Origin of the sequence: Klebsiella sp. GW_Kp181 (assembly GCF_040062315.1) — a bacterium.
Classification (GTDB): Bacteria; Pseudomonadota; Gammaproteobacteria; order Enterobacterales; family Enterobacteriaceae; genus Klebsiella; species Klebsiella oxytoca.
This window is the reverse complement of record NZ_JBEAFR010000084.1, coordinates 1-22,246: the sequence shown is the minus strand read 5'-3', so window position 1 is coordinate 22,246 and position 22,246 is coordinate 1. Positions and strand designations below refer to the sequence as shown.

At 53.4% G+C, this 22,246-nt stretch carries 19 protein-coding genes; 13 read left to right on the top strand and 6 right to left on the bottom strand.

The window, feature by feature from the left end; translation table 11 throughout:
• Nucleotides 1-40 precede the first annotated feature (40 nt).
• Nucleotides 41-1,216: a Na+/H+ antiporter NhaA gene (gene nhaA, locus ABLV11_RS24325; protein ID WP_016809073.1), complete on the top strand. Its 1,176-nt coding sequence runs from the start codon at nucleotides 41-43 to the stop codon at nucleotides 1,214-1,216.
• Between the two features lie 52 nt (nucleotides 1,217-1,268).
• Nucleotides 1,269-2,204 (top strand): transcriptional activator NhaR, encoded by a 936-nt coding sequence (gene nhaR, locus ABLV11_RS24320; protein ID WP_004108338.1) that lies wholly within the window; start codon nucleotides 1,269-1,271, stop codon nucleotides 2,202-2,204.
• Between the two features lie 99 nt (nucleotides 2,205-2,303).
• Here nhaR and rpsT read toward each other — a convergent pair whose 3' ends face one another.
• Nucleotides 2,304-2,567 (bottom strand): 30S ribosomal protein S20, encoded by a 264-nt coding sequence (gene rpsT / locus ABLV11_RS24315; RefSeq protein ID WP_003018940.1) that lies wholly within the window; start codon nucleotides 2,565-2,567, stop codon nucleotides 2,304-2,306.
• A 330-nt stretch (nucleotides 2,568-2,897) separates the two neighbouring features.
• Here rpsT and ribF point away from each other — a divergent pair, with 330 nt between their 5' ends.
• The 6 genes from ribF (at nucleotide 2,898) to rihC (ending at nucleotide 9,676) form a co-directional block, all read left to right on the top strand.
• Nucleotides 2,898-3,836: a bifunctional riboflavin kinase/FAD synthetase gene (gene ribF / locus ABLV11_RS24310; protein ID WP_004108323.1), complete on the top strand. Its 939-nt coding sequence runs from the start codon at nucleotides 2,898-2,900 to the stop codon at nucleotides 3,834-3,836.
• A gap of 44 nt (nucleotides 3,837-3,880) precedes the next feature.
• Nucleotides 3,881-6,697: an isoleucine--tRNA ligase gene (gene ileS / locus ABLV11_RS24305; protein WP_126488417.1), complete on the top strand. Its 2,817-nt coding sequence runs from the start codon at nucleotides 3,881-3,883 to the stop codon at nucleotides 6,695-6,697.
• Nucleotides 6,697-7,197, top strand: a complete 501-nt coding sequence (gene lspA, locus ABLV11_RS24300; RefSeq protein WP_004108317.1) for a signal peptidase II — start codon at nucleotides 6,697-6,699, stop codon at nucleotides 7,195-7,197. Before ileS ends, lspA begins: the two co-directional genes overlap by 1 nt.
• Nucleotides 7,198-7,294: 97 nt before the next feature.
• Nucleotides 7,295-7,744 (top strand): FKBP-type peptidyl-prolyl cis-trans isomerase, encoded by a 450-nt coding sequence (gene fkpB / locus ABLV11_RS24295; protein WP_004098486.1) that lies wholly within the window; start codon nucleotides 7,295-7,297, stop codon nucleotides 7,742-7,744.
• Between the two features lies 1 nt (nucleotide 7,745).
• Nucleotides 7,746-8,696 (top strand): 4-hydroxy-3-methylbut-2-enyl diphosphate reductase, encoded by a 951-nt coding sequence (gene ispH / locus ABLV11_RS24290; protein ID WP_151386399.1) that lies wholly within the window; start codon nucleotides 7,746-7,748, stop codon nucleotides 8,694-8,696.
• Nucleotides 8,697-8,761: 65 nt separating this feature from the next.
• Nucleotides 8,762-9,676 (top strand): ribonucleoside hydrolase RihC, encoded by a 915-nt coding sequence (gene rihC, locus ABLV11_RS24285; protein ID WP_004108313.1) that lies wholly within the window; start codon nucleotides 8,762-8,764, stop codon nucleotides 9,674-9,676.
• Nucleotides 9,677-9,704: 28 nt separating this feature from the next.
• Here the strand turns inward: rihC and ABLV11_RS24280 are convergent, their stop codons facing one another.
• Nucleotides 9,705-10,640, bottom strand: a complete 936-nt coding sequence (locus ABLV11_RS24280) for a LysR family transcriptional regulator (RefSeq protein ID WP_004108311.1) — start codon at nucleotides 10,638-10,640, stop codon at nucleotides 9,705-9,707.
• Between the two features lie 279 nt (nucleotides 10,641-10,919).
• Here ABLV11_RS24280 and ABLV11_RS24275 point away from each other — a divergent pair, with 279 nt between their 5' ends.
• From ABLV11_RS24275 to ABLV11_RS24260, 4 genes are all read left to right on the top strand, one after another.
• A complete protein-coding gene (locus tag ABLV11_RS24275) occupies nucleotides 10,920-11,975 on the top strand; it encodes a 4-oxalomesaconate tautomerase (RefSeq protein ID WP_105889675.1) in 1,056 nt (351 codons plus the stop codon).
• A 107-nt stretch (nucleotides 11,976-12,082) separates the two neighbouring features.
• Nucleotides 12,083-13,516 carry an anion permease gene (locus ABLV11_RS24270; RefSeq protein WP_004108306.1) on the top strand — a complete coding sequence of 478 codons (1,434 nt, stop codon included), beginning with the start codon at nucleotides 12,083-12,085 and terminating at the stop codon, nucleotides 13,514-13,516.
• A gap of 183 nt (nucleotides 13,517-13,699) precedes the next feature.
• Nucleotides 13,700-14,959, top strand: a complete 1,260-nt coding sequence (locus tag ABLV11_RS24265; RefSeq protein ID WP_004108304.1) for an SLC13 family permease — start codon at nucleotides 13,700-13,702, stop codon at nucleotides 14,957-14,959.
• Between the two features lie 70 nt (nucleotides 14,960-15,029).
• Nucleotides 15,030-17,318: a hydratase gene (locus tag ABLV11_RS24260; protein WP_126488419.1), complete on the top strand. Its 2,289-nt coding sequence runs from the start codon at nucleotides 15,030-15,032 to the stop codon at nucleotides 17,316-17,318.
• A 55-nt stretch (nucleotides 17,319-17,373) separates the two neighbouring features.
• On the opposite strand, the gene ABLV11_RS24255 is transcribed toward ABLV11_RS24260, so the two are convergent.
• Nucleotides 17,374-18,327 (bottom strand): LysR family transcriptional regulator, encoded by a 954-nt coding sequence (locus tag ABLV11_RS24255; protein ID WP_126488421.1) that lies wholly within the window; start codon nucleotides 18,325-18,327, stop codon nucleotides 17,374-17,376.
• 92 nt (nucleotides 18,328-18,419) lie between these two features.
• Between ABLV11_RS24255 and ABLV11_RS24250 the strand changes: the two genes are divergently transcribed.
• Nucleotides 18,420-19,049, top strand: a complete 630-nt coding sequence (locus tag ABLV11_RS24250) for an alanyl-tRNA editing protein (protein WP_126488423.1) — start codon at nucleotides 18,420-18,422, stop codon at nucleotides 19,047-19,049.
• 45 nt (nucleotides 19,050-19,094) lie between these two features.
• On the opposite strand, the gene ABLV11_RS24245 is transcribed toward ABLV11_RS24250, so the two are convergent.
• The 3 genes from ABLV11_RS24245 to ABLV11_RS24235 all read right to left on the bottom strand — a co-directional run.
• Nucleotides 19,095-19,793 carry a response regulator gene (locus ABLV11_RS24245; protein ID WP_004108295.1) on the bottom strand — a complete coding sequence of 233 codons (699 nt, stop codon included), beginning with the start codon at nucleotides 19,791-19,793 and terminating at the stop codon, nucleotides 19,095-19,097.
• Nucleotides 19,786-21,414, bottom strand: coding sequence for a sensor histidine kinase (locus ABLV11_RS24240; protein WP_004108293.1), 1,629 nt, complete (start codon nucleotides 21,412-21,414; stop codon nucleotides 19,786-19,788). Before ABLV11_RS24240 ends, ABLV11_RS24245 begins: the two co-directional genes overlap by 8 nt.
• Before the next feature lie 323 nt (nucleotides 21,415-21,737).
• Nucleotides 21,738-22,246: sodium ion-translocating decarboxylase subunit beta (locus ABLV11_RS24235; protein WP_348855908.1), on the bottom strand; the 509-nt coding region annotated here is incomplete at its 5' end.

The window sequence follows — 22,246 nt, the reverse complement described above, 5'->3', positions numbered from 1 at the left end:
ATACTTTTATCGAGTTGTTTGCCGATAAGGTGAGGTAAAAGTGAAACATCTACAGCGTTTTTTTCATAGCGAGGCATCCGGGGGGATAATCCTCATCTTCGCCGCCGCTATGGCGATGCTATTAGCCAATACGGGCCTGACCAGCGGCCTGTATCGCTCTTTTCTGGAGACGCCCGTTCAGCTGCGCGTAGGCGCGTTAGAGATCAACAAGAACATGCTGTTGTGGATAAACGACGCGCTGATGGCGGTATTTTTCCTGCTTATAGGTCTGGAAGTAAAGCGCGAGATGAAACAGGGCGCGTTGGCCAGCCGTCGCCAGGCCGTATTTCCGGTCGTCGCGGCGTTGGGCGGCATGGTGGTTCCGGCGTTAGTCTATCTGGCATTTAACGGCCAGGATGCGATCGCCAGAGAAGGGTGGGCGATTCCGGCTGCGACCGATATTGCCTTCGCGCTGGGCGTACTGGCGCTGCTGGGCAATCGGGTTCCCGCTGCGCTGAAGATCTTTCTGATGGCGCTGGCCATCATCGACGATCTGGGCGCCATTATTATTATTGCGTTGTTCTACACGCACGATCTTTCCGTGGTGTCGTTGGTTGTCGCTGCCGGCGCCATTATGGTGCTGGCGGCGCTGAATCTGAGCGGCGTACGGCGTACCGGGATCTATATTCTGGTTGGCGCCATACTCTGGACTGCGGTGCTGAAGTCGGGGGTTCACGCAACGCTGGCTGGCGTCATTGTCGGCTTTATGATCCCGCTAAAAGAGCAGAACGGTAAATCGCCGGCGAAGCAGCTTGAGCACGTGCTGCATCCGTGGGTGGCCTTCCTGATCCTGCCGCTGTTCGCCTTCGCTAACGCGGGCGTTTCTTTGCAGGGCGTCACGGTAGAAGGGCTGACCTCGCTGCTGCCGTTAGGTATTATTGCCGGGCTGTTTATCGGTAAGCCATTGGGAATTAGCGTATTCTGCTGGCTGGCGCTGAAGCTGAAATGGGCCTCGTTGCCGGAAGGGACAACCTGCAAGCAAATTATGGCGGTCGGCATTCTATGTGGGATTGGCTTCACAATGTCGATTTTTATTGCCACCCTGGCCTTCGGCAGCGTCGACCCCGGATTGATCAACTGGGCCAAGCTTGGCATCCTGATTGGATCGATATTATCGGCAGTCACGGGATACATCATACTGCGTAAGCGCGTAACGGATTCGGGCTACGCGGCTTAACATCTCACGGAGAGCCGCTACGGCTCTCCTGGACATTATCAGGGAGAGAAGCATGTCGCATATCAACTACAACCATCTGTACTACTTCTGGCATGTCTATAAAGAAGGCTCCGTTGTTGGCGCGGCGGAAGCGCTGTTCCTGACGCCGCAGACCATTACCGGGCAAATTAAGGCGCTGGAAGAGCGCCTGCAGGGGAAGTTGTTCAAGCGAAAAGGAAGAGGGCTGGAGCCCAGCGAATTAGGCGAGTTGGTTTTCCGCTATGCGGATCGCATGTTTACGCTGAGCCAGGAAATGCTCGATATCGTTAACTATCGTAAAGAGTCGAATCTGCTGTTTGACGTCGGCGTCGCGGACGCGCTGTCGAAAAGGTTGGTGAGCGGGGTACTGGATGCTGCCGTTGTCGATAACGAACAGATCCATTTACGCTGTTTCGAATCGACCCACGAAATGCTGCTGGAACAGCTTAGCCAGCATAAGCTCGATATGATTATTTCCGACTGCCCTATTGATTCAACCCAGCAGGAAGGGCTGTTTTCAGTGAAAATTGGCGAATGCAGCGTCAGCTTCTGGTGCATGAATCCGCCGCCGAAAAAGCCGTTCCCGGCCTGTCTGGAAGAGCGTCGCTTACTGATCCCTGGCCGTCGTTCGATGTTAGGGCGCAAGCTGCTCAACTGGTTTAACTCGCAGGGATTGCAGGTGGAAATCCTCGGCGAGTTTGACGATGCGGCGTTGATGAAAGCCTTCGGCGCGGCGCATAATGCGATATTCGTTGCCCCGACGCTGTATGCGCATGATTTCTATAGCGATGAGTCGATAGTTGAGATCGGACGGATGGACAACGTCATGGAAGAGTATCACGCGATCTTCGCTGAACGAATGATCCAGCATCCGGCGGTGCAGCGTATTTGTCATCGCGACTATTCGGCGCTCTTTACGCCGCCGCAGGCCCAGGACAGCGCTGTTTCTGGCGGTTCGGCAAAGCAATAGTCGCCAGAAGCGCGATGGTTGACGCTTTGAGCGATAGACGACAGACATAAAAAAACCCGCTTTCGCGGGTTTTTTTACAAAGCGACAACAAGCAGACGATTAAGCCAGTTTGTTGATCTGAGCGGTCAGGTTTGCTTTATGACGCGCAGCTTTGTTTTTGTGGATCAGACCTTTAGCAGCCTGACGGTCCACGATTGGTTGCATTTCGTTAAATGCTTTCAGTGCAGTAGCTTTGTCGCCAGCTTCGATAGCTGCGTATACTTTCTTGATGAAAGTACGCATCATAGAGCGACGGCTAGCGTTGTGCTTGCGGGCCTTTTCAGACTGAACGGCGCGCTTCTTAGCTGATTTGATATTAGCCAAGGTCCAACTCCCAAATGTGTTCTATATGGACAATTCAAAGGCCGAGGAGAATGCCCGTTTAGCCTTCTTTTGTCAATGGATTTGTGCAAATAAGCGTCGTTTAAACGAACAACGCTTCATTACGTAGTGATGGCGCAAGATTCTACCAGCTTGTTGCAGGCGAATACAGCCTTTCAACCATAAAAATCGACGACGCCGGAGAGATTTTCCCGCAATCTCGCGCTGAGTGAATGAATTCCCGGGATCTTTCGGTGAAGAGGTGCAATCGCTGGTTAACGTCGCCAGTTGTACAAGGTATACTCGGACGATTTTCACTGTTTTGAGCCAGACATGAAGCTGATACGCGGCATACATAATCTCAGTCAGGCCCCGCACGGGTGCGTGCTGACCATTGGAAATTTTGACGGCGTGCATCGCGGGCACCAGGCATTATTGCAGCGTTTGCGCGCAGAAGGTCGCCAGCGTGGCTTACCGGTGGTGGTGATGATTTTTGAGCCACAGCCGCTTGAGCTTTTTGCCGCCGATAAAGCGCCGGCACGTCTAACGCGCCTGCGTGAGAAGCTGAACTATCTGGCTGAAAGCGGCGTCGATTACGTCCTGTGCGTGCGTTTCGATCGGCGCTTTGCGGCATTGACCGCCCAGGACTTTATCAGCGAACTGCTGGTCCGCCAGCTGGGCGTTCAGTTCCTCGCCGTTGGCGATGATTTCCGCTTTGGCGCAGGTCGCCAGGGGGATTTCTTGTTATTACAAAAAGCCGGCGTGGAGTACGGCTTTGACGTCACCAGCACCCAAACCTTCTGTGAAGGCGGCGTGCGCATCAGCAGCACCGCGGTGCGCCAGGCGCTGGCAGACGACGATCTGCCCCTGGCGGAGACGCTGCTGGGGCATCCGTTTACCATCTCCGGCCGCGTTGTGCACGGTGATGAACTCGGGCGCACAATAGGTTTCCCGACGGCGAATTTACCGCTGCGTCGTCAGGTTTCCCCGGTTAAAGGGGTCTATGCGGTAGAAGTGACAGGGCTTGGCGACAAACCTTTTATGGGCGTCGCCAACATTGGTACTCGTCCAACGGTGTCCGGCGTGCGTCAGCAGCTGGAAGTCCATCTCCTGGATGTTGTAATGGACCTCTACGGTCGCCATATAGATGTAATACTGCGTAAAAAAATACGTAACGAGCAGCGATTTGCGTCGCTTGATGAGCTAAAAGCGCAAATCGCACGTGATGAGTTAACGGCCCGCGACTTCTTTGGGCTAACCGGGCAGGCATAACCCTGACGGTGTTTATCAAACCGAAATACGGAACCGAGAATCTGATGAGTGACTATAAATCGACCCTGAATTTGCCGGAAACAGGGTTCCCGATGCGCGGCGACCTCGCCAAGCGTGAACCGGGAATGCTGGCGCGTTGGACCGATGATGACCTGTACGGCATCATTCGTGCAGCCAAAAAAGGCAAAAAAACCTTCATTCTGCATGATGGCCCTCCTTATGCGAATGGCAGCATTCATATTGGTCACTCGGTTAACAAGATTCTGAAAGACATTATCGTTAAGTCCAAAGGGCTGGCGGGCTATGACTCTCCGTACGTACCGGGCTGGGACTGTCACGGTCTGCCAATCGAGCTGAAGGTAGAGCAGGAATACGGCAAGCCGGGCGAGAAATTCACCGCCGCCGAGTTCCGCGCCAAGTGCCGCGAATATGCCGCCACCCAGGTTGACGGGCAGCGCAAAGACTTTATCCGTCTGGGCGTGCTCGGTGACTGGTCGCACCCGTACCTGACCATGGACTTCAAAACGGAAGCCAACATCATCCGCGCGCTGGGTAAAATCATCGGCAACGGCCACCTGCACAAAGGCGCTAAGCCGGTGCACTGGTGCGTAGACTGCCGTTCCGCGCTGGCGGAAGCGGAAGTTGAGTATTACGACAAAACTTCTCCGTCCATCGACGTGGCGTTCCACGCGACCGATAAAGCGGCGGTGCTGGCGAAATTCGGCGTGGCCGACGTTAACGGTCCGGTTTCTCTGGTTATCTGGACCACCACCCCGTGGACCCTGCCAGCGAACCGCGCCATCTCCCTGTCCCCGGAATTTGACTATGCGCTGGTGCAGGTTGACGGCCAGGCGCTGATCCTGGCGAAAGATCTGGTCGACAGCGTCATGAAACGCGCCGGCATTACTGATTACACCATCCTTGCGGTGGTAAACGGCGCCGAGCTGGAGCTGATGCGCTTTAAGCATCCGTTCCTCGATTTCGACGTCCCGGCGATCCTGGGCGATCACGTCACTCTGGACGCGGGTACCGGTGCGGTACATACCGCGCCAGGCCACGGCCCGGATGACTATGTCATCGGTCAAAAATATGGCCTGGAAGTCGTTAACCCGGTGGGGCCGGACGGCGCCTATCTGCCGGGAACTTACCCGACGCTGGATGGCGTAAACGTGTTTAAAGCCAACGATATTGTCGTTGCGCTGCTGTCTGAAAAAGGCGCGCTGCTGCACGTAGAGAAAATGCAGCACAGCTACCCGTGCTGCTGGCGTCACAAAACGCCGATCATCTTCCGCGCCACGCCGCAGTGGTTCGTGAGCATGGATCAGAAAGGCCTGCGCGCGCAGTCGCTTGCCGAAATCAAAGGCGTGCAGTGGATCCCTGACTGGGGCCAGGCGCGTATTGAATCGATGGTCGCCAACCGTCCTGACTGGTGTATTTCCCGTCAGCGTACCTGGGGCGTACCGATGTCGCTGTTCGTGCATAAAGAGACGCAGGAGCTGCATCCGCGTACTCTCGAACTGATGGAAGAAGTGGCGAAACGCGTTGAGATCGACGGCATTCAGGCGTGGTGGGATCTCGATTCCCGCGACATCCTCGGCGCCGATGCCGATAGCTATGAGAAGGTGCCGGATACGCTGGACGTGTGGTTTGACTCCGGATCGACCCACTCCTCCGTTGTTGACGTGCGTCCGGAATTTGCCGGTCACGCCGCCGATATGTATCTCGAAGGTTCTGACCAGCACCGCGGCTGGTTCATGTCATCCCTGATGATCTCTACCGCGATGAAGGGCAAAGCGCCTTACCGCCAGGTGCTGACCCACGGCTTTACCGTTGATGGCCAGGGCCGCAAGATGTCCAAGTCTATCGGCAACACCGTCTCTCCGCAGGATGTGATGAACAAACTGGGCGCGGATATTCTGCGTCTGTGGGTGGCTTCCACCGACTACACCGGCGAAATGGCGGTCTCCGACGAGATCCTTAAACGCGCCGCCGACAGCTATCGTCGTATCCGTAACACCGCGCGCTTCCTGCTGGCGAACCTCAATGGCTTCGATCCGGCTAAAGATATGGTGAAACCGGAAGAGATGGTCGTGCTGGACCGCTGGGCAGTAGGCTGCGCACAAGCGGCGCAGGACGATATCGTCAAAGCCTATGAATCTTACGATTTCCACGAAGTCGTGCAGCGCCTGATGCGCTTCTGCTCTATCGAAATGGGTTCGTTCTGGCTTGATATCATTAAAGACCGTCAGTACACCACCAAGGCGGACAGCGTCGCGCGCCGTAGCTGCCAGACCGCGCTGTATCACATTGCCGAAGCGCTGGTACGCTGGATGGCGCCGATCATGTCCTTTACCGCTGACGAAATCTGGGGTTACCTGCCGGGCGACCGCGAGAAATACGTCTTTACCGGCGAATGGTACACCGGTCTGTTTGGCCTGGCCGACGACGAAGCGATGAACGATGGTTTCTGGGACGAGTTGCTGAAAGTGCGCGGCGAAGTCAACAAGGTTATCGAACAGGCGCGTGCTGACAAGCAGGTGGGGGGCTCTCTGGAAGCGGCGGTAACGCTGTATGCCGACGCCGATCTCGCGGCGAAGCTCAACGCGCTGGGCGACGAATTGCGATTTGTCCTGTTGACCTCAGGAGCGAAAGTTGCCGATTATGCGCAGGCTCCGGCCGACGCATGGCAGAGTGAGCTGCTGAAAGGCCTGAAAGTCGTGCTGAGCAAAGCCGAAGGTGATAAGTGCCCGCGCTGCTGGCATTACACGACGGACATCGGCAAGGTGGCGGAACACGCGGATATCTGCGGACGCTGTGTCAGCAACATCGCCGGTGACGGCGAAAAACGTAAATTTGCCTGATGAGTAAACCGATTAGTTCAACGGGGCTACGCTGGCTCTGGGTCGTCGTAGCCGTGCTGATTATCGATTTAGGCAGCAAATTCCTGATCCTCCAGAACTTCGCTCTGGGGGATACGGTATCGCTGTTCCCATCGCTTAATCTGCATTATGCGCGTAACTATGGCGCGGCCTTTAGCTTCCTCGCCGACAGTGGCGGCTGGCAGCGCTGGTTCTTCGCCGGTATCGCTATCGGTATCTGCGTGATCCTTGCGGTGCTGATGTATCGCTCTAAGGCGACGCAAAAGCTGAATAATATTGCCTATGCGCTGATTATTGGCGGCGCGTTGGGCAATTTATTCGACAGGCTTTGGCATGGTTTTGTCGTCGATATGATCGATTTCTACGTCGGGGACTGGCATTTCGCCACCTTCAACCTTGCCGATACCGCTATTTGTATCGGCGCGGCGCTGATTGTGCTGGAAGGCTTCTTGCCGAACGCGGCTGCGAAGAAACAGGCGTAACAATACCCGCCGGGCGGCGCTACGTTTGCACGGGTCTACGTTCTCCGTAGGCCCGTTCAGCGCCAGCGTCACCGGACAAAACTAGTGAGCAACCTGCATGTCTAAATCAGTACAGAGCAACAGTGCGGTGCTGGTGCACTTCACCTTAAAGCTCGACGATGGCTCCACCGCAGAGTCAACCCGCAACAACGGTAAACCGGCGCTCTTTCGTCTGGGCGATACTTCCCTGTCTGAAGGTCTGGAACAGCATCTGCTGGGGCTAAAAGAGGGGGATAAAACCACCTTTTCGCTGGAGCCGGACGCCGCGTTTGGCGTACCGAGCCCGGACCTGATCCAATATTTCTCGCGTCGGGAATTTATTGATGCGGGCGAGCCGGAAGTCGGCGCGATTATGCTCTTTACCGCAATGGATGGCAGCGAAATGCCCGGCGTGATCCGTGAAGTAAACGGCGATTCGATTACCGTTGATTTCAACCATCCGCTGGCCGGGCGTACCGTTCATTTTGATGTTGAAGTGCTGGAGATCGATCCGGCGCTGGAGGGGTAACATGCAGATTCTGTTGGCTAACCCGCGCGGCTTCTGCGCAGGCGTTGACCGCGCTATCAGCATTGTTGAAAACGCGCTGACGCTATATGGCGCGCCGATCTACGTGCGTCATGAAGTCGTGCACAACCGCTATGTTGTCGACAGCCTGCGTCAACGCGGCGCTATTTTTATCGAGCAGATTAGCGAAGTGCCGGACGGCGCGATCCTGATTTTCTCCGCCCACGGCGTCTCTCAGGCCGTACGCAACGAGGCGAAAAACCGCGATCTGACGGTTTTTGACGCTACCTGCCCGCTGGTGACCAAAGTCCATATGGAAGTTGCTCGCGCCAGCCGTCGGGGGGAAGAGTCGATCCTGATTGGTCACGCCGGTCACCCGGAAGTTGAAGGCACCATGGGCCAGTACAGCAACCCGCAGGGGGGGATGTACCTGGTGGAATCGCCGAATGACGTCTGGAAGCTGGATGTGAAAAACGACGCTAAGCTGTCGTTTATGACTCAGACGACGCTCTCCGTTGATGATACCTCCGACGTGATTGACGCCCTGCGCGAGCGCTTCCCGAAAATCGTCGGGCCGCGCAAAGATGATATCTGCTATGCGACGACAAACCGGCAAGAGGCCGTCCGCGCGCTGGCCGGGCAGGCTGACGTAGTGCTGGTGGTGGGGTCGAAGAACTCCTCGAACTCTAACCGTCTGGCCGAACTGGCCCAGCGGATGGGGAAAGCCGCCTATCTGATCGATGATGCGACCGATATCCAGGAAGCCTGGGTGAAAGACGCAACCTGCGTCGGCGTAACCGCAGGCGCATCGGCGCCGGATATTCTGGTACAGAACGTGATTTCGCGTTTGCAGGAGCTGGGCGGCGGCGAAGCGGTGCCGCTGGAAGGCCGTGAAGAGAACATTGTTTTCGAAGTGCCGAAAGAGCTGCGCGTAGACGTCCGTGAAGTAGAGTAAGTTCTTTTTCCCCGCAGTATGAGAAGATGCCAGGCTTAACGTCTGGCATTTTTTATGGAGAAACTATGCGCTTACCTATCATTCTGGATACCGATCCCGGCATTGATGACGCCGCAGCGATTGCCGCGGCGCTGTTCGCTCCCGAACTGGACCTACAGCTGATGACCACGGTAGCGGGGAACGTATCCGTGGAGAAAACCACCCGCAACGCCCTGCAGCTTTTGCATTTCTGGAACGCCGATGTTCCGTTGGCTCAGGGCGCTTCCATGCCGCTGGTCCGCCCGCTGCGCGACGCCGCCTCCGTACACGGCGAGTCCGGGATGGAAGGCTACGATTTCGTGGAACATAACCGTCAGCCGCTGGCAAAACCGGCATTTCAGGCGATCCGCGATGCGCTGATGCACGCTCCGGAGCCGATGACCCTGGTGGCGATTGGCCCGCTAACCAATATCGCGCTTCTGCTGACCCAGTATCCCGAATGCCGCTTTAATATCCGTCGACTGGTTATCATGGGCGGTTCCGCCGGGCGCGGTAACTTTACGCCGAATGCGGAGTTCAATATCGCCATCGACCCGGAAGCGGCGGCGAAAGTTTTCCAGAGCGGGCTGGAGATTGTGATGTGCGGGCTGGATGTCACCAACGAGGCGATGCTGGCTCCGGACTACCTTGCTACGCTACCGACGCTGAATCAGACCGGGAAGATGCTGCATGCGCTATTTAGCCACTACCGGAGCGGGAGCATGAGCAGCGGCCTGCGTATGCATGACCTGTGCGCGATTGCCTGGCTGGTTCGTCCGCAGCTCTTCACCCTCAAGCCCTGTTTTGTGACGGTAGAAACCCAGGGAACCTGGACCTCGGGAACGACGGTGGTCGATATCGAAGGCAAACTGGGCCAACCGGCAAACGTGCAGGTGGCGCTGGGTCTGGATGTAGAAGGTTTTCAGCGCTGGGCAGCGGAGGTGATTGCTTTAGCGCCCTAATCTGGCGATGAAGCGGCCGGCATGGCTTTCAGGTTTTCTGCGTTGAATCCACGACGTTGCGCCAGAGCGTGCCCGCTTCATCCGTCCACATCATCAGTAGCAGGGAAGCTAAGCGCTCTGCCGCTGCGGAAAGAGGCCTGTTTTTTACGCGAATCATACCCAGCGTGCGTCTGATGACCGGCTCCACAAGCGGGACGCTCACCACGGCGCTCTCTCCGTGGGGCATTGCCAGACAAGGGAGTGCGGAGACTCCGAGGCCTGCTTCGACAAGGCCGAGCGAGGTCGACAAATGTCTGACTTCATAAAACCAGCTCAGCTGCCAGGGTTTATCCGCCAGGCATTTCTCGATCAACTGTCTATTGCCGCTTGATTTCCTGACGCCGATTAACGTCTGGCTAACAAGCTCCCGCCATTCGACCAGTTTCCTGGTTGCCAGAGGATGATCTTGCCGGCAGGCCAGAACAAAAGGCTCGTTCACCAGGGGAATGAAATCGATATCCGGATGTGTGATGAAGTTCATGTTTATACCAAAATCAACATCGCCTTTTCGTACCGAGTCCATACAGGTTTCAATACCTTGTTCATAAATTCGTACTTTGATGTTGGGGTAACTTTGATTAAATTGCACGATAGCGCGCGGTAAAAAATAAAATACGGCAGTAGGAATGCAGGATAGCGTAACCGTATCATGCAATTGAGACGTTAAATCGTTAAGGTCAAATATTGCCGCATCAAGGCCGGAGATCAAAGATTTAGCTCTTGGGAGAAGCATTTTTCCGGCTTGCGTCAGCGCAATCTTTCGCGTCGTTCGTTCGAACAGCGCAATATCCAGATTACTCTCTATTTTTTTTATCTTCTTAGTTAATGCCGGTTGCGTAAGATTTAATTGTTCGGCGGCTTTACTAAAAGAGCCTAGCTCTGCAACTGTGACAAAGGCTTTCATCCCGGATAGTTCATTTTTCATTATTGCTCCGTAGGGCCTAATAAGTGTTTCTCTAAGTAGATGACAAGTGATTATTAATCGGTAATGGCACTTTTATTAATTCCTGGCAGGAATAACTCTTATGGCGAAATTTTATCAACCGGTAAAAATCTTGCAAGTAGAATGAATTTGTAAAATGCCTGACGTGAATGATGTAGCAGGTGAATTAAGTAAATAAAAAACTTAAACAGCATAAAGCAAATTAAATTCACAAGGCATTTCGTTTAATTCTTCTATGTTTTATCGGGTGAGGAACTTGCTATGAAGAGCATTCCCTGTGTATTAATGCGTGGTGGAACATCCAAAGGCGCCTTTTTATTAGCGGATGATTTACCAAAGGATATTAACCAACGTAATGACTTCCTGTTATCCATCATGGGATCGGGCCATGAGCTGGAAATTGACGGAATTGGCGGTGGAAGCCCACAAACCAGCAAAGTGGCCATTATTAGTCGATCTGTTAGTGAAAAAGCGGACATTGATTATCTGTTTGTTCAGGTTATCGTCAACGAACGGCGGGTCGATACCACGCCGAACTGCGGTAATATGCTGTGTGCTGTAGGGGGATTCGCAATAGAACAGGGGTTAATTAAAGCGGATTCTCCGGTCACGAGAGTGCGCATAAGGAATGTGAACACCAATACTTTTATTGAGGCTGACATTCAAACGCCTGAGGGAAAGGTTATCTACGATGGCGATACGCAGATAGACGGCGTTCCCGGCCGTGCCGCACCGGTTGCATTAACCTTTTTGAATTCTGCGGGTGCAAAATCCGGCCAGCTTTTCCCTACCGGGAATCGGCTGGACGTATTTGATAATGTGCAAGTCACCTGTATTGACATGGCAATGCCGATGGTCGTGATTCCAGCTCAGAACCTGGGAAAAACCGGTTATGAATCTGCCTGCGAATTAGACCGGGACACAGCGCTTTTAGAATCTCTGGAGTCTATTCGTCGACAAGCGGGAAAGGCGATGGGGTTTGGCGATGTGACAAATATGGTTATCCCGAAACCGGTTCTGATTTCTCCTGCGCTTAGCGGCGGAAATTTAAATGTTCGATATTTTATGCCCCACAGTTGCCATAAATCGTTGGCGATTACCGGCGCTATCGGTCTGGCGAGTGCATGTATTATTCCGGGGACGATTGCTAATGAACTGACGAAATTGTCTGGTGATGGCATCGTTAAAATCGAGCACCCCAGCGGGAGTATTGCGGTCGACTTAAGTAATACGACCGAAGCCCCTGAAACGATCCGCGCCTCTGTTATTCGCACGGCACGGAAGATTCTTTCCGGCTCGGTTTATATTGCCGACTAAATACCGAGACCCCTCCTTAACGAAAAATTATCGTGGATTGAGGCGGGGAATTATGTGAATGCGTTCCACAAGCATCCTTAAATATTGAGTACAGCTAAGGAATGGAAATGCAAAAGAATAAGTTATGGAAGCTGCTGGTTATAATAGCAATACCGTTACTCATGAGTTTATTCCCGGCACCGCAAGGATTATCAACACTTGCCTGGGTTTTATCAGGCATTTATCTGGCAGCCATTGTGGGGTTAGTCATTAAACCCTTTTCAGAGCCTGTGGTACTGCTGATTGCCGTCGCCGCATCAATGGTGGTCACCGGCAATCTGGGTGATGGTTCGGTAAAAGCCGCCAGCGTATTAAGCGGATATTCATCCGGCACCACCTGGTTAGTTTTCTCCGCATTTACTCTGAGTGCAGCTTTTGTTATTACCGGGCTAGGTAAAAGAATTGCTTATTTTCTTATCGGAAAAATTGGTAGTACAACGTTGGGCCTTGGCTATGTAACCGCCTTCCTTGACCTGATCCTGGCCCCCGCAACGCCATCGAATACAGCACGTGCTGGGGGGATTGTTTTACCGATCATTAATAGCGTCGCAGTCGCCCTTGGCTCGGAGCCGGAGCACAGCGCAAAGCGAGTTGGTCACTATCTTATGTTGAACATCTATATGGTGACGAAAACAACCAGCTATATGTTCTTTACCGCAATGGCCGGCAATATTCTTGCGCTGAAGATGATTGAAGATATCTGCCACATCAAATTAAGCTGGGGTGGCTGGGCGCTGGCCGCAGGATTACCTGGTATCATTATGCTGCTGCTGACGCCGCTGATTACCTACAAGCTTTATCCGCCGGAATTAAAGCGGGTTGATAATAAAAAGATCGCCAAAACGGGCATCGAAGCTTTGGGACCCATGACCCTGCGTGAAAAAATGCTCTCTTGCCTCTTTGTTCTGGCACTGGGCGGTTGGGTGTTCAGCAGCGCCCTGGGGGTTAATGAGTCAACCGTTGCTATCTGCGTCATGGCCTTGATGTTAGTGCTGAAAATCGTAACCTGGGATGATGTGATAAAAAATAAAGGCGGCTGGAATACGCTCATTTGGTACGGTGGGATTATTGGCTTAAGCTCGTTATTATCAAAAGTTGGCTTTTTCGTGTGGCTGGCTGATTTATTAAAAAATAATATTTCATTTGATGGTCACGGTAATATAGCCTTTATTGTTATTGTCGCCTTGAGCATACTGGTTCGTTATTTCTTCGCCTCGGGAAGCGCTTATATCGTCGCTATGGTTCCGGTCTTTGCCATGCTGGCGAATGTATCTGGTGCACCGATAACCCTCACCGCACTCGCGCTATTATTCAGCAATTCTTATGGCGGAATGGTCACTCACTATGGTGGCGCGGCGGGACCAGTTATTTTTGGTGTGGGTTATAACGATATCAAATCCTGGTGGATTATAGGTGGAATACTGGCGGTACTGACATTCCTCTTGCACATCACCCTCGGGGTATGGTGGTGGGAAATACTCATATCATCCGGGATGATTTAAGTCGTTACTGAGAAAGAATGCCGTGAATATCTGGGCATCGGTTGATGCCCAGGACAATTGTAGATGATGCCATTGCCATGTGGTTATTATCTTACCTGGAGTTTAATGATTTAAGTATGAAAAAACTCACATGATCGCAAATATTATTATATGACCTTTAACAAGGTGAGGTGCAATATATTTATGTCTCCAGTTACGATTACGTTGTCGCTATTGGTTTTTTCGATCGTCATGTTCGTTTGGGAAAAAATACCATTAGCTGTAACTGCCATGATTGTTTGTATTACTCTGGTTGTCACCGGGGTCTTCGATGTCAAAACTGCTTTTGCAGGTTTTATTAATCAGAATGTTATTTTATTTGTGGCTATGTTTGTGGTAGGCGGGGCTTTATTCGAAACCGGCGTAACCGATAAAATTGGCGGTATCGTGACACGCTATGCGCGTACAGAAAAACAGCTGATAGTCATTATTATGTTAGTGTGTGGGACCCTTTCTGGATTTTTATCGAATACCGGAACGGCTGCAGTGTTAATACCTGTTGTGATCGGCGCAGCGATAAAATCAGGTTATGCCCAGTCACGTCTGCTTATGCCCCTGGCCTTTGCCTCTGCGTTGGGGGGAAATTTGTCGCTTATCGGTTCCCCAGGAAATCTGATTGCACAGTCGGCGCTGGAGCAGGTTGGCCAACGTTTTGGTTTTTTTGAATATGCTAAGCTGGGTATTCCGATGCTGGCTTGCGGTATTCTCTATTTTGTCACGATAGGCTACCGACTATTACCGCAAAAAAGTACGCTACACCAGCAACGCACTGAAAGTATGCGCAAGATAGCGTGCCCGAAATACAAGCAGGTGATTGCGCTGTCGGTACTAATCGCAACCGTATCCGGCATGATTTTCGAAGAACAGATTGGATTGCCGATTGCTATTGTTGGCTCAATTGGCGCTTTAACGCTGATTGTCACCCGGGTGATTACTGAAAAACAGGCATACCAGGCCATCGATTCACAGACCATTTTCCTGTTCGGCGGAACGCTGGCACTAGCAAAAGCGCTGGAAACCACCGGCGCTGGTGCGATCATGGCGCGTGCAATGATTGAACAACTGGGTAATCACGCTTCCCCCTTCTTACTTTTAAGCGCGGTATTGCTCATCTCCTGTGTGTTAACAAACTTCATGTCCAATACGGCAACCGCCGCTTTATTAATGCCGATTGGTCTATCTATTGCGCATTCGATGGGGGCCGATCCCCGGGCGGTATTAATGGCTATAGTTATTGGCTGCTCGTGTGCGTATGCAACCCCTGTGGGTACGCCCGCCAATATGATGATTTTTTCTGCGGGCGGCTATAAGTTTATTGATTACGTTAAAACCGGATTGCCGCTTATTGTTATATCGGTAATCGTCAGCTTTATTTTATTGCCTGTGTTTTTTCCATTTTATTAGCCGATAACGGTAGTGATTAAAAAGCGTTGCTATTCTGTCAGACCTTGTTTTGTATATAAGGATATATGTCATGATAAAACTGTATGACCATGGAGTATGTATATCACACCAGCATGGTATTATCCCTGTTGGTCATCCTTCCTTCCCGGTGGACAAGCAGGAGGCGCGTAAAGGCACGATTTCGTGGTCGATCCTCTCCGCCCATAATACTTCAGGCGATCACCGCAAGTTAAAAATAAAATTTGATTGTATGGCCTCACACGATATTACATTTGTGGGGATAATCCAAACCGCTAAAGCGTCTGGAATGCAGCGTTTTCCACTGCCTTACGTATTAACTAATTGTCATAATTCGCTATGTGCGGTCGGCGGTACCATTAATAGTGATGATCATATATTCGGTTTATCTTCGGCCAGAAAGTACGGCGGGATTTATGTTCCGCCGCATATTTCCGTTATTCATCAATATATGCGCGAGATGATGGCCGGCGGTGGCAAGATGGTGCTGGGCTCGGACAGCCATACCCGCTATGGCGCTTTAGGGACGATGGCCGTCGGCGAGGGGGGCGGCGAGTTAGTTAAGCAACTGCTGGGAGGGACCTGGGATATTGATTATCCCGAGGTTGTTGCGGTGTATTTGACAGGTAAACCCAGCCCTGGCGTGGGGCCTCAGGATATTGCCCTGGCGATAATTGGCGCGGTGTTCCGGCGCGGTTATGTGAAAAACAAGATAATGGAGTTTGTGGGACCGGGGGTGGCGACAATGTCTACCGATTTCCGCAACAGTGTTGATGTCATGACGACGGAGACCACCTGCTTATCGTCTATCTGGCAAACCGATGAAGAGACTCGAAGCTACTTGCGTGTTCATGGCAGGGAGCAAGACTATTGTTCGCTCTCAGCATCCGATATGGCTTATTACGATGGTTGTATAGAAGTCAATTTAAGCGCTATCAAACCGATGATCGCCTTACCTTTTCATCCCGCCAACGTCTATGAAATTGATACGCTGAAGGAGAACTTGCCGGATATTTTGCATGAAGTCGAAATGGAATCCGAAAAAATTTCGCTTGGGCGCGCAAAACTCTCCCTGCTGGATAAAGTCGAAAAGGGTAAGCTCCGGATCCAGCAGGGAATTATTGCCGGTTGTGCCGGCGGGAATTACGTCAACGTAGTTGAAGCGGCAAATGCCTTAAAGCATCACTCCTGCGGCGACAACGTTTTCTCTCTCTCGATATATCCCTCATCCCAGCCGGTGCTGATGGATCTGACCAAAAAAGGGATAACGACCGATTTATTAAGCGCTGGCGCGATTATGCGTACCGCATTTTGTGGGCCCTGCTTTGGCGCGGGCGACACGCCTATGCATAATGGATTGAGCATTCGCCATACAACGCGCAATTTCCCAAACCGGGAAGGTTCAAAACCCGGAAATGGGCAAATGTCGGCTGTCGCGTTGATGGATGCCCGCTCAATTGCGGCGACGGCTGCCAACGGTGGTATTCTGACCTCGGCGTCAGAGCTCGATTGCTGGGAGAACATACCGCAATATGAATTTGACGCTTCACCTTATAAAAACCGTGTCTATCAAGGCTTTATTAAAGGCGCATCCCAGCAATCGCTGATTTATGGACCCAATATAAAAGACTGGCCGGAAATGAGTGAGTTAACGGAAAATATTCTCTTAAACGTTACCTCTAAAATCATGGATCCGGTGACGACTACTGACGAGCTTATCCCATCGGGAGAAACCTCATCATTTCGCTCTAACCCCTCAGGACTGGCGGAGTTTACCCTCTCACGGCGCGATCCGGGCTATGTTGGCCGCAGTAAGGAGATTGCCGCTCTGGAACAATTGCGCGTCGCGGGGGACAATCCTTGCAGGCTGCATCCTGAACTTGAGGACATCTTTACCCAAATTCGCCAGCTGCCGGGACAGGAGGGCGTCACCCTGCAGCAGACGGAAATAGGTAGTATGGTTTATGCGATAAAACCGGGCGATGGTTCAGCACGAGAACAAGCGGCCAGCTGCCAGCGCGTGCTGGGGGGGCTGGCAAATATTGCGCAGGAATACGCCACGAAACGTTATCGTTCGAATGTGATTAACTGGGGAATGCTGCCGCTGCAAATGAAAGCCTTACCCGAATTTGAAGTGGGGGATTTTATCTTTATTCCGGGCATAAAATCCGCCTTAGACAGCGAGCTGGATCATATTACCGCGTTTGTCATTAGCCGCGAGCGCCCCATAAAAAAGATTGCGCTTTACATGGAGGGCCTGACCTCATCAGAGCGGGAGATTATTAAGGCAGGAAGCCTGATTAATTATAATAAATCACGCTTAACTTCCCACCATCAGTAAACGATAGTCCTCATTAAGGTAATAAACGGGGGTGATATAGCATCCCCGTTTTTATTCATAGCGGCTTATCCGTGATTTTCGAACGTTGCGCTATGGCTGTGCTGCCTGCAGTCGGCTTCATCTTCTCGCTAAGATAATCAATCATTGCCCGCATTCTGGCGGGCATGTGCTTATTGCCCGACCACAGTAGCCAGAGCTGGCCGGAATAGCGGCTGATAAACTCCCATTCCGGTAAAACCTGCACAATCTCGCCGTTCGCCAGCGCCTCACGGGCGGTAAACAACGGCAGGCTACCGATACCCAGATTTTGCTTGACGGCATCAAGGCGTACGGCGGTGTGGTTTGCCGCGTAACGACCGTGGGTCTGGATAGTCTCCGTTTTGCCGTCGCGGCGAAACTTCCAGCGCGAATCGGCGGGCGTTTCCCCAAGGCTGATACAGCTATGTTCGCGCAGATCCTGCGGCGTTCGCGGTCTGCCATATTGCGCCAGGTAGCCGGGCGTCGCACAGACGATATGGCTGACGGACAGCAAAGGCTTACCGTGCAGCCCCGGCGAGGGCGTATGGGTGATGCGCAGCGCCAGATCGATACCGTCATCGATAAAATCGAGAACCCGATCCTCAAGGCGCAGACAGACGTCGATCTTCGGGTAGCGGCTAAAAAACTCCAGCATCAGCGGATGAATGACAAACCGTCCCACGGCTTTTGGCACGCTTAGCGTGAGCTTACCCTGCGGCACCGCCTGGGCGCTGCCGGCGGAATCCATGGCCAGACGCGCCGAGTCCAGCATCTCCAGCGCATGTTCATACACCGTTTTCCCGGCATCGCTAAGGCGCAGCTTGCGCGTGGTGCGATGCAGCAGCTTGCAGCCCATTTCATGCTCCAGCCGCGAGACGCTGCGGCTAATGGCGGAAGGCGTCGCGCCTGTCTGGCGCGCGACGGCGGAAAAGCTGCCCTGATCGACAATCTGCACGAACAGGGCGAGATCGGGCAGTAAGTTCAGATTCATTTGTGCTTCCAGAGCAAAATTGCATTGATGATCGGCGGGATTATCGCTGTCGTTAATATCAATATACTGTCCTGACTGAGGGGAGGACAACCATGACTGAACGACTTTATTACACCAGCGATGCCACTGAATGCCCTGCGCGAGTCGTCAACTGCCTGGGCGAAGCCGACGGCCGCTATGCCATTGAGCTGGACCGCACGCTGTTTCATCCGCAGGGCGGGGGACAGCCGGCGGATCGCGGCTGGATTGGCGAGCTTGCGGTCGAGAGCGTTGCCGCGCGCGGCGAGAGCATCGTGCATATTGTTGCGCAGCCGCTACCCTCCGGCGAGGTGGCGATCCGGGTGGACGCGGACGCGAGACGGCTGCACGCTCGGCTACATTCCGCCGGGCACCTGATTGGCCAGGCCGGAGAGCGCTTTGGCTGGCGGCCGATTAAGGCGCATCACTGGCCGGGAGAAGGGCGCATCACCTTTGCCGCCGGGACGAACGCGTCACTGCCCGAAGCCAGCGCGCTGCTGGCGCAGATCGAAGGATGGCAGGCGGAGGATTTACCGCGTCGGATCTCTTTTGCCGAAGGTCTGCGCAAGGTCGGGTTCGGCGATATGCCGAGCTATCCCTGCGGCGGCACGCACGTGGTCAGCCTGTCAGAACTGGGAGAGGTCGTCATTACCCAGGTGAAGATGAAAAAAGGCCAGATGATTGTTAGCTACGCTATAGCGTAAACGAATAAAAGGAGATGCATGCTAAACAAAGCATCTCCGCGATCCTTAAACGTGCTCACTATTTTTGCCGTGATAAATCCGCTCCGGTCTGCCGACTTTACCGTAGCTTATTTCGGCCTCAAGAAAATCGTTTTTGACCCCTTGCTCCAGGTAGCGGCGGGCAGTGGTTTTGCTGCTGCCGAGGATACGCGCAAGGGAGTCTGCGGTATGGACGATCCCCGGGTCGGTGAAGAGCTGTAATACGCGGTTAAAGGTGCTTTCATCGATTCCGCGCAGGGCGGTGCCGGCGGCTTCCGCGTGCTCTTTGGCCTGGATATTGAAAAGGGCGTCAACGTGGGTCTGGCTCGCCTGCTCGCTCGAGCGCAGGGAGCTGCGATAGCGGGCAAAACGCTCAAGCGTATGCTGTAATCGCTGATAGTGAACCGGCTTAATCAGATAATCGAAAACGCCCATCCGCAGAGCTTCGCTGATGGTATCCATATGGTTGTCGGCGGTGATGAAAATGATACGTCCTTTATAATTGATATTGACGGCGTGACGGATCAAATCGAGGCCTTTGCCATCGGGCAAAAAGTTATCCAACAGAATCAGCTGGGGCTGATAGAGACGAAGCATTTTTTTTGCGCTTTCCAGCTTATCCGCAATGCCAATGACTTCGAACTGGGGAAATTGCTTGATGGTATCCACCAGAATTTCCGCCAGCATAGGTTCGTCTTCAACGATGAGAGTTGTGATGCTATCCATGGTGTTCATCTCGGGTCAGGGGGATATAAAGAGTAAAAATAGTGCCAAAAGGGATGTTGTCGTCGACGACGATATTGCCGCCCGCCTGCTCGACGTAGCTGCGTACCAGCCATAGCCCGATACCGTGATCGCCGCTGTCGCTGCTGGTGACGCCGCGCTCAAAAATACGATCGCGCAGCGATTCATCAATTCCGCAGCCCTGGTCGGCGATCTCGACGATCGCTTCGCCGCCCTCGCTGTTGATCAGGCACTCGATCTGCTTCGATCCTGCCGGCTGACGTAAGGCGGCATTGTAGGCATTGTCCAGCAGGTTACCGACGATCGAGATCCACTCATTATGCGAAAGCGATGAGGGGAGGGTTTCCACGTGACAGGCGGGATCGAAGACCAGCTCTAATCCGAGCTCTTTGGCGCGGTAATATTTGCCGATCAGCAGCCCGGCAAGATGGTTCACTTTAAAATTACGGGCGATAAAATCGAGAACTTTCTGGTGGCTTTCAGACTGCTGCTGAATGAGATCCAGCGCGTTATCGTAGCGTTTCAAAAACAGTAGCCCGGCAATGGTGGAGATCAAATTGCGGTGCTCGTGCTGCACGGCGCGAAGGTTATCCGCATACTGCTGGACCTGGCTGAGCTGCAGGCTCAGGGTGTTGATATCGTCTTTACTACGAAAGCTAATGACCCATCCCTGGGGCTCGCTATTGAGCGTGACGGCCATGCGGCTGGCGATCACTTTGATCTGATTAAAGGTGACAATTTCGTCTTTTTTATTTGTCTGCGGCGCGTCATAAAAGAACGTCTCCTGAGAGATCACGCTGCTGATGCTTTTGCCAATCAGGATAGTTTCCGGCTGGCTGAGATTTAATAATCTCCTTGCGGTTTGGTTGATGGCGGTAATTCGGTAGTGAGAGTCAATGGCTATCAGTCCCTCGAAGACCGATTCAAACAAGACGCTTTGCTGGATAAGCAGCTGTGATAGCTGCTGCGGCTCCATATTCAGCATCTGTTTTTTGATATGCAGCGAGAAGCGTCGGGCGCAGTAGAGCAGCAGGAGCAGCATGATCGCCATCGGGATCATCAGCGATCCGATTTGCAGACTCAGCCAGTTCTCTAACTGTTCGATGGTGTAGCCCACCGAGACGATGCCGATCACTTTCCCGGTGCTGTCCTGGATCGGCGACTTACCGCGCAATGAAGAGCCGAGCGATCCTTTACGCACCGACACGTAGCTTTTAGCGTTATACAGCGCTTCGTCGCTGTCTCCGCCTTCCATATATTTGCCGATCTCATCCGGATTCACGTGATACAGACGCTGGCCTTTTGCATCACCGACGGTGATGTAGGTGGCATCGGAAAACGATCGCATGGGGTCGATAAGCGCTTTAATTCGCGCCAGATCGTGCTTTTCGACCGCCTCTACCAGCTCAGGCATGGCGGAGATCTGCATCGCCTGGATCAGCGCGCGCTGGCCGACCTGATAATGCAGACGCTCTTCCGTGATGCTGGTGAGATACCATGACATCGCCAGCATCACTATTGTCGAGGTAAACAGGATCAACAGGAAGATGCGGTTCTGGAACGAACGTCGGGCAAACCAGTGCGTGATTTTTCGGCTAAACATTGGGCGAATTGACATCAAAAGGCCATTTTCTCTTTTTTAGCGACCGACGGCGCGGAATCGGCCCACAGTTTTATGGATTTCAGAACACATCCAGATGGAATACGACGTTTTACGTATCCCCGGGTCACGGCTGACGCCTTACCCGGGCTACGGGTTTACAGCCGTCTGCGATCCGGTAGCCCGGACAAGGCGCGTTAACCGCCGCCTCCGGGAGGATCCCCGGGTCGCGGCTGACGCCATACCCGGGCTACGGGTTTACAGCCGTCTGCGGGCCGGTAGCCCGGATAAGCCGTTTACGGCGCAATCCGGGGAAAGGTAACGATTCACATCGCCAGCACGTACTTGAGCATCACCCCGGCGGCAATCGCCGAGCCAATCACCCCCGCCACGTTCGGCCCCATCGCGTGCATCAGCAGGAAGTTCTGCGCGTCCGACTCCAGCCCCACCCTGTTCGACACCCTTGCCGCCATCGGCACTGCCGACACCCCGGCGGAGCCAATCAGCGGGTTGATTTTGTGCCGGCTGCACAGGTTCAGCAGCTTCGCCATCAGCACGCCCGCCGCCGTGCCCACGCAGAACGCTGTCACCCCCAGCACCAGTATCCCCAGCGTCTGCGGCTGCAGGAACTTGTCCGCCACCAGCTTGGCCCCCACCGATAATCCGAGGAATATCGTCACGATATTTATCAGCCCGTTCTGCACCGTGTCGCTCAGGCGCTCCACCACCCCGCTCTCGCGCATCAGGTTGCCGAAGCAGAACATCCCCAGCAGCGGCGCTGCGTCCGGCAGCAGCAGCGCCACCAGCAGCAACAGCACCGCCGGGAAGAGGATTT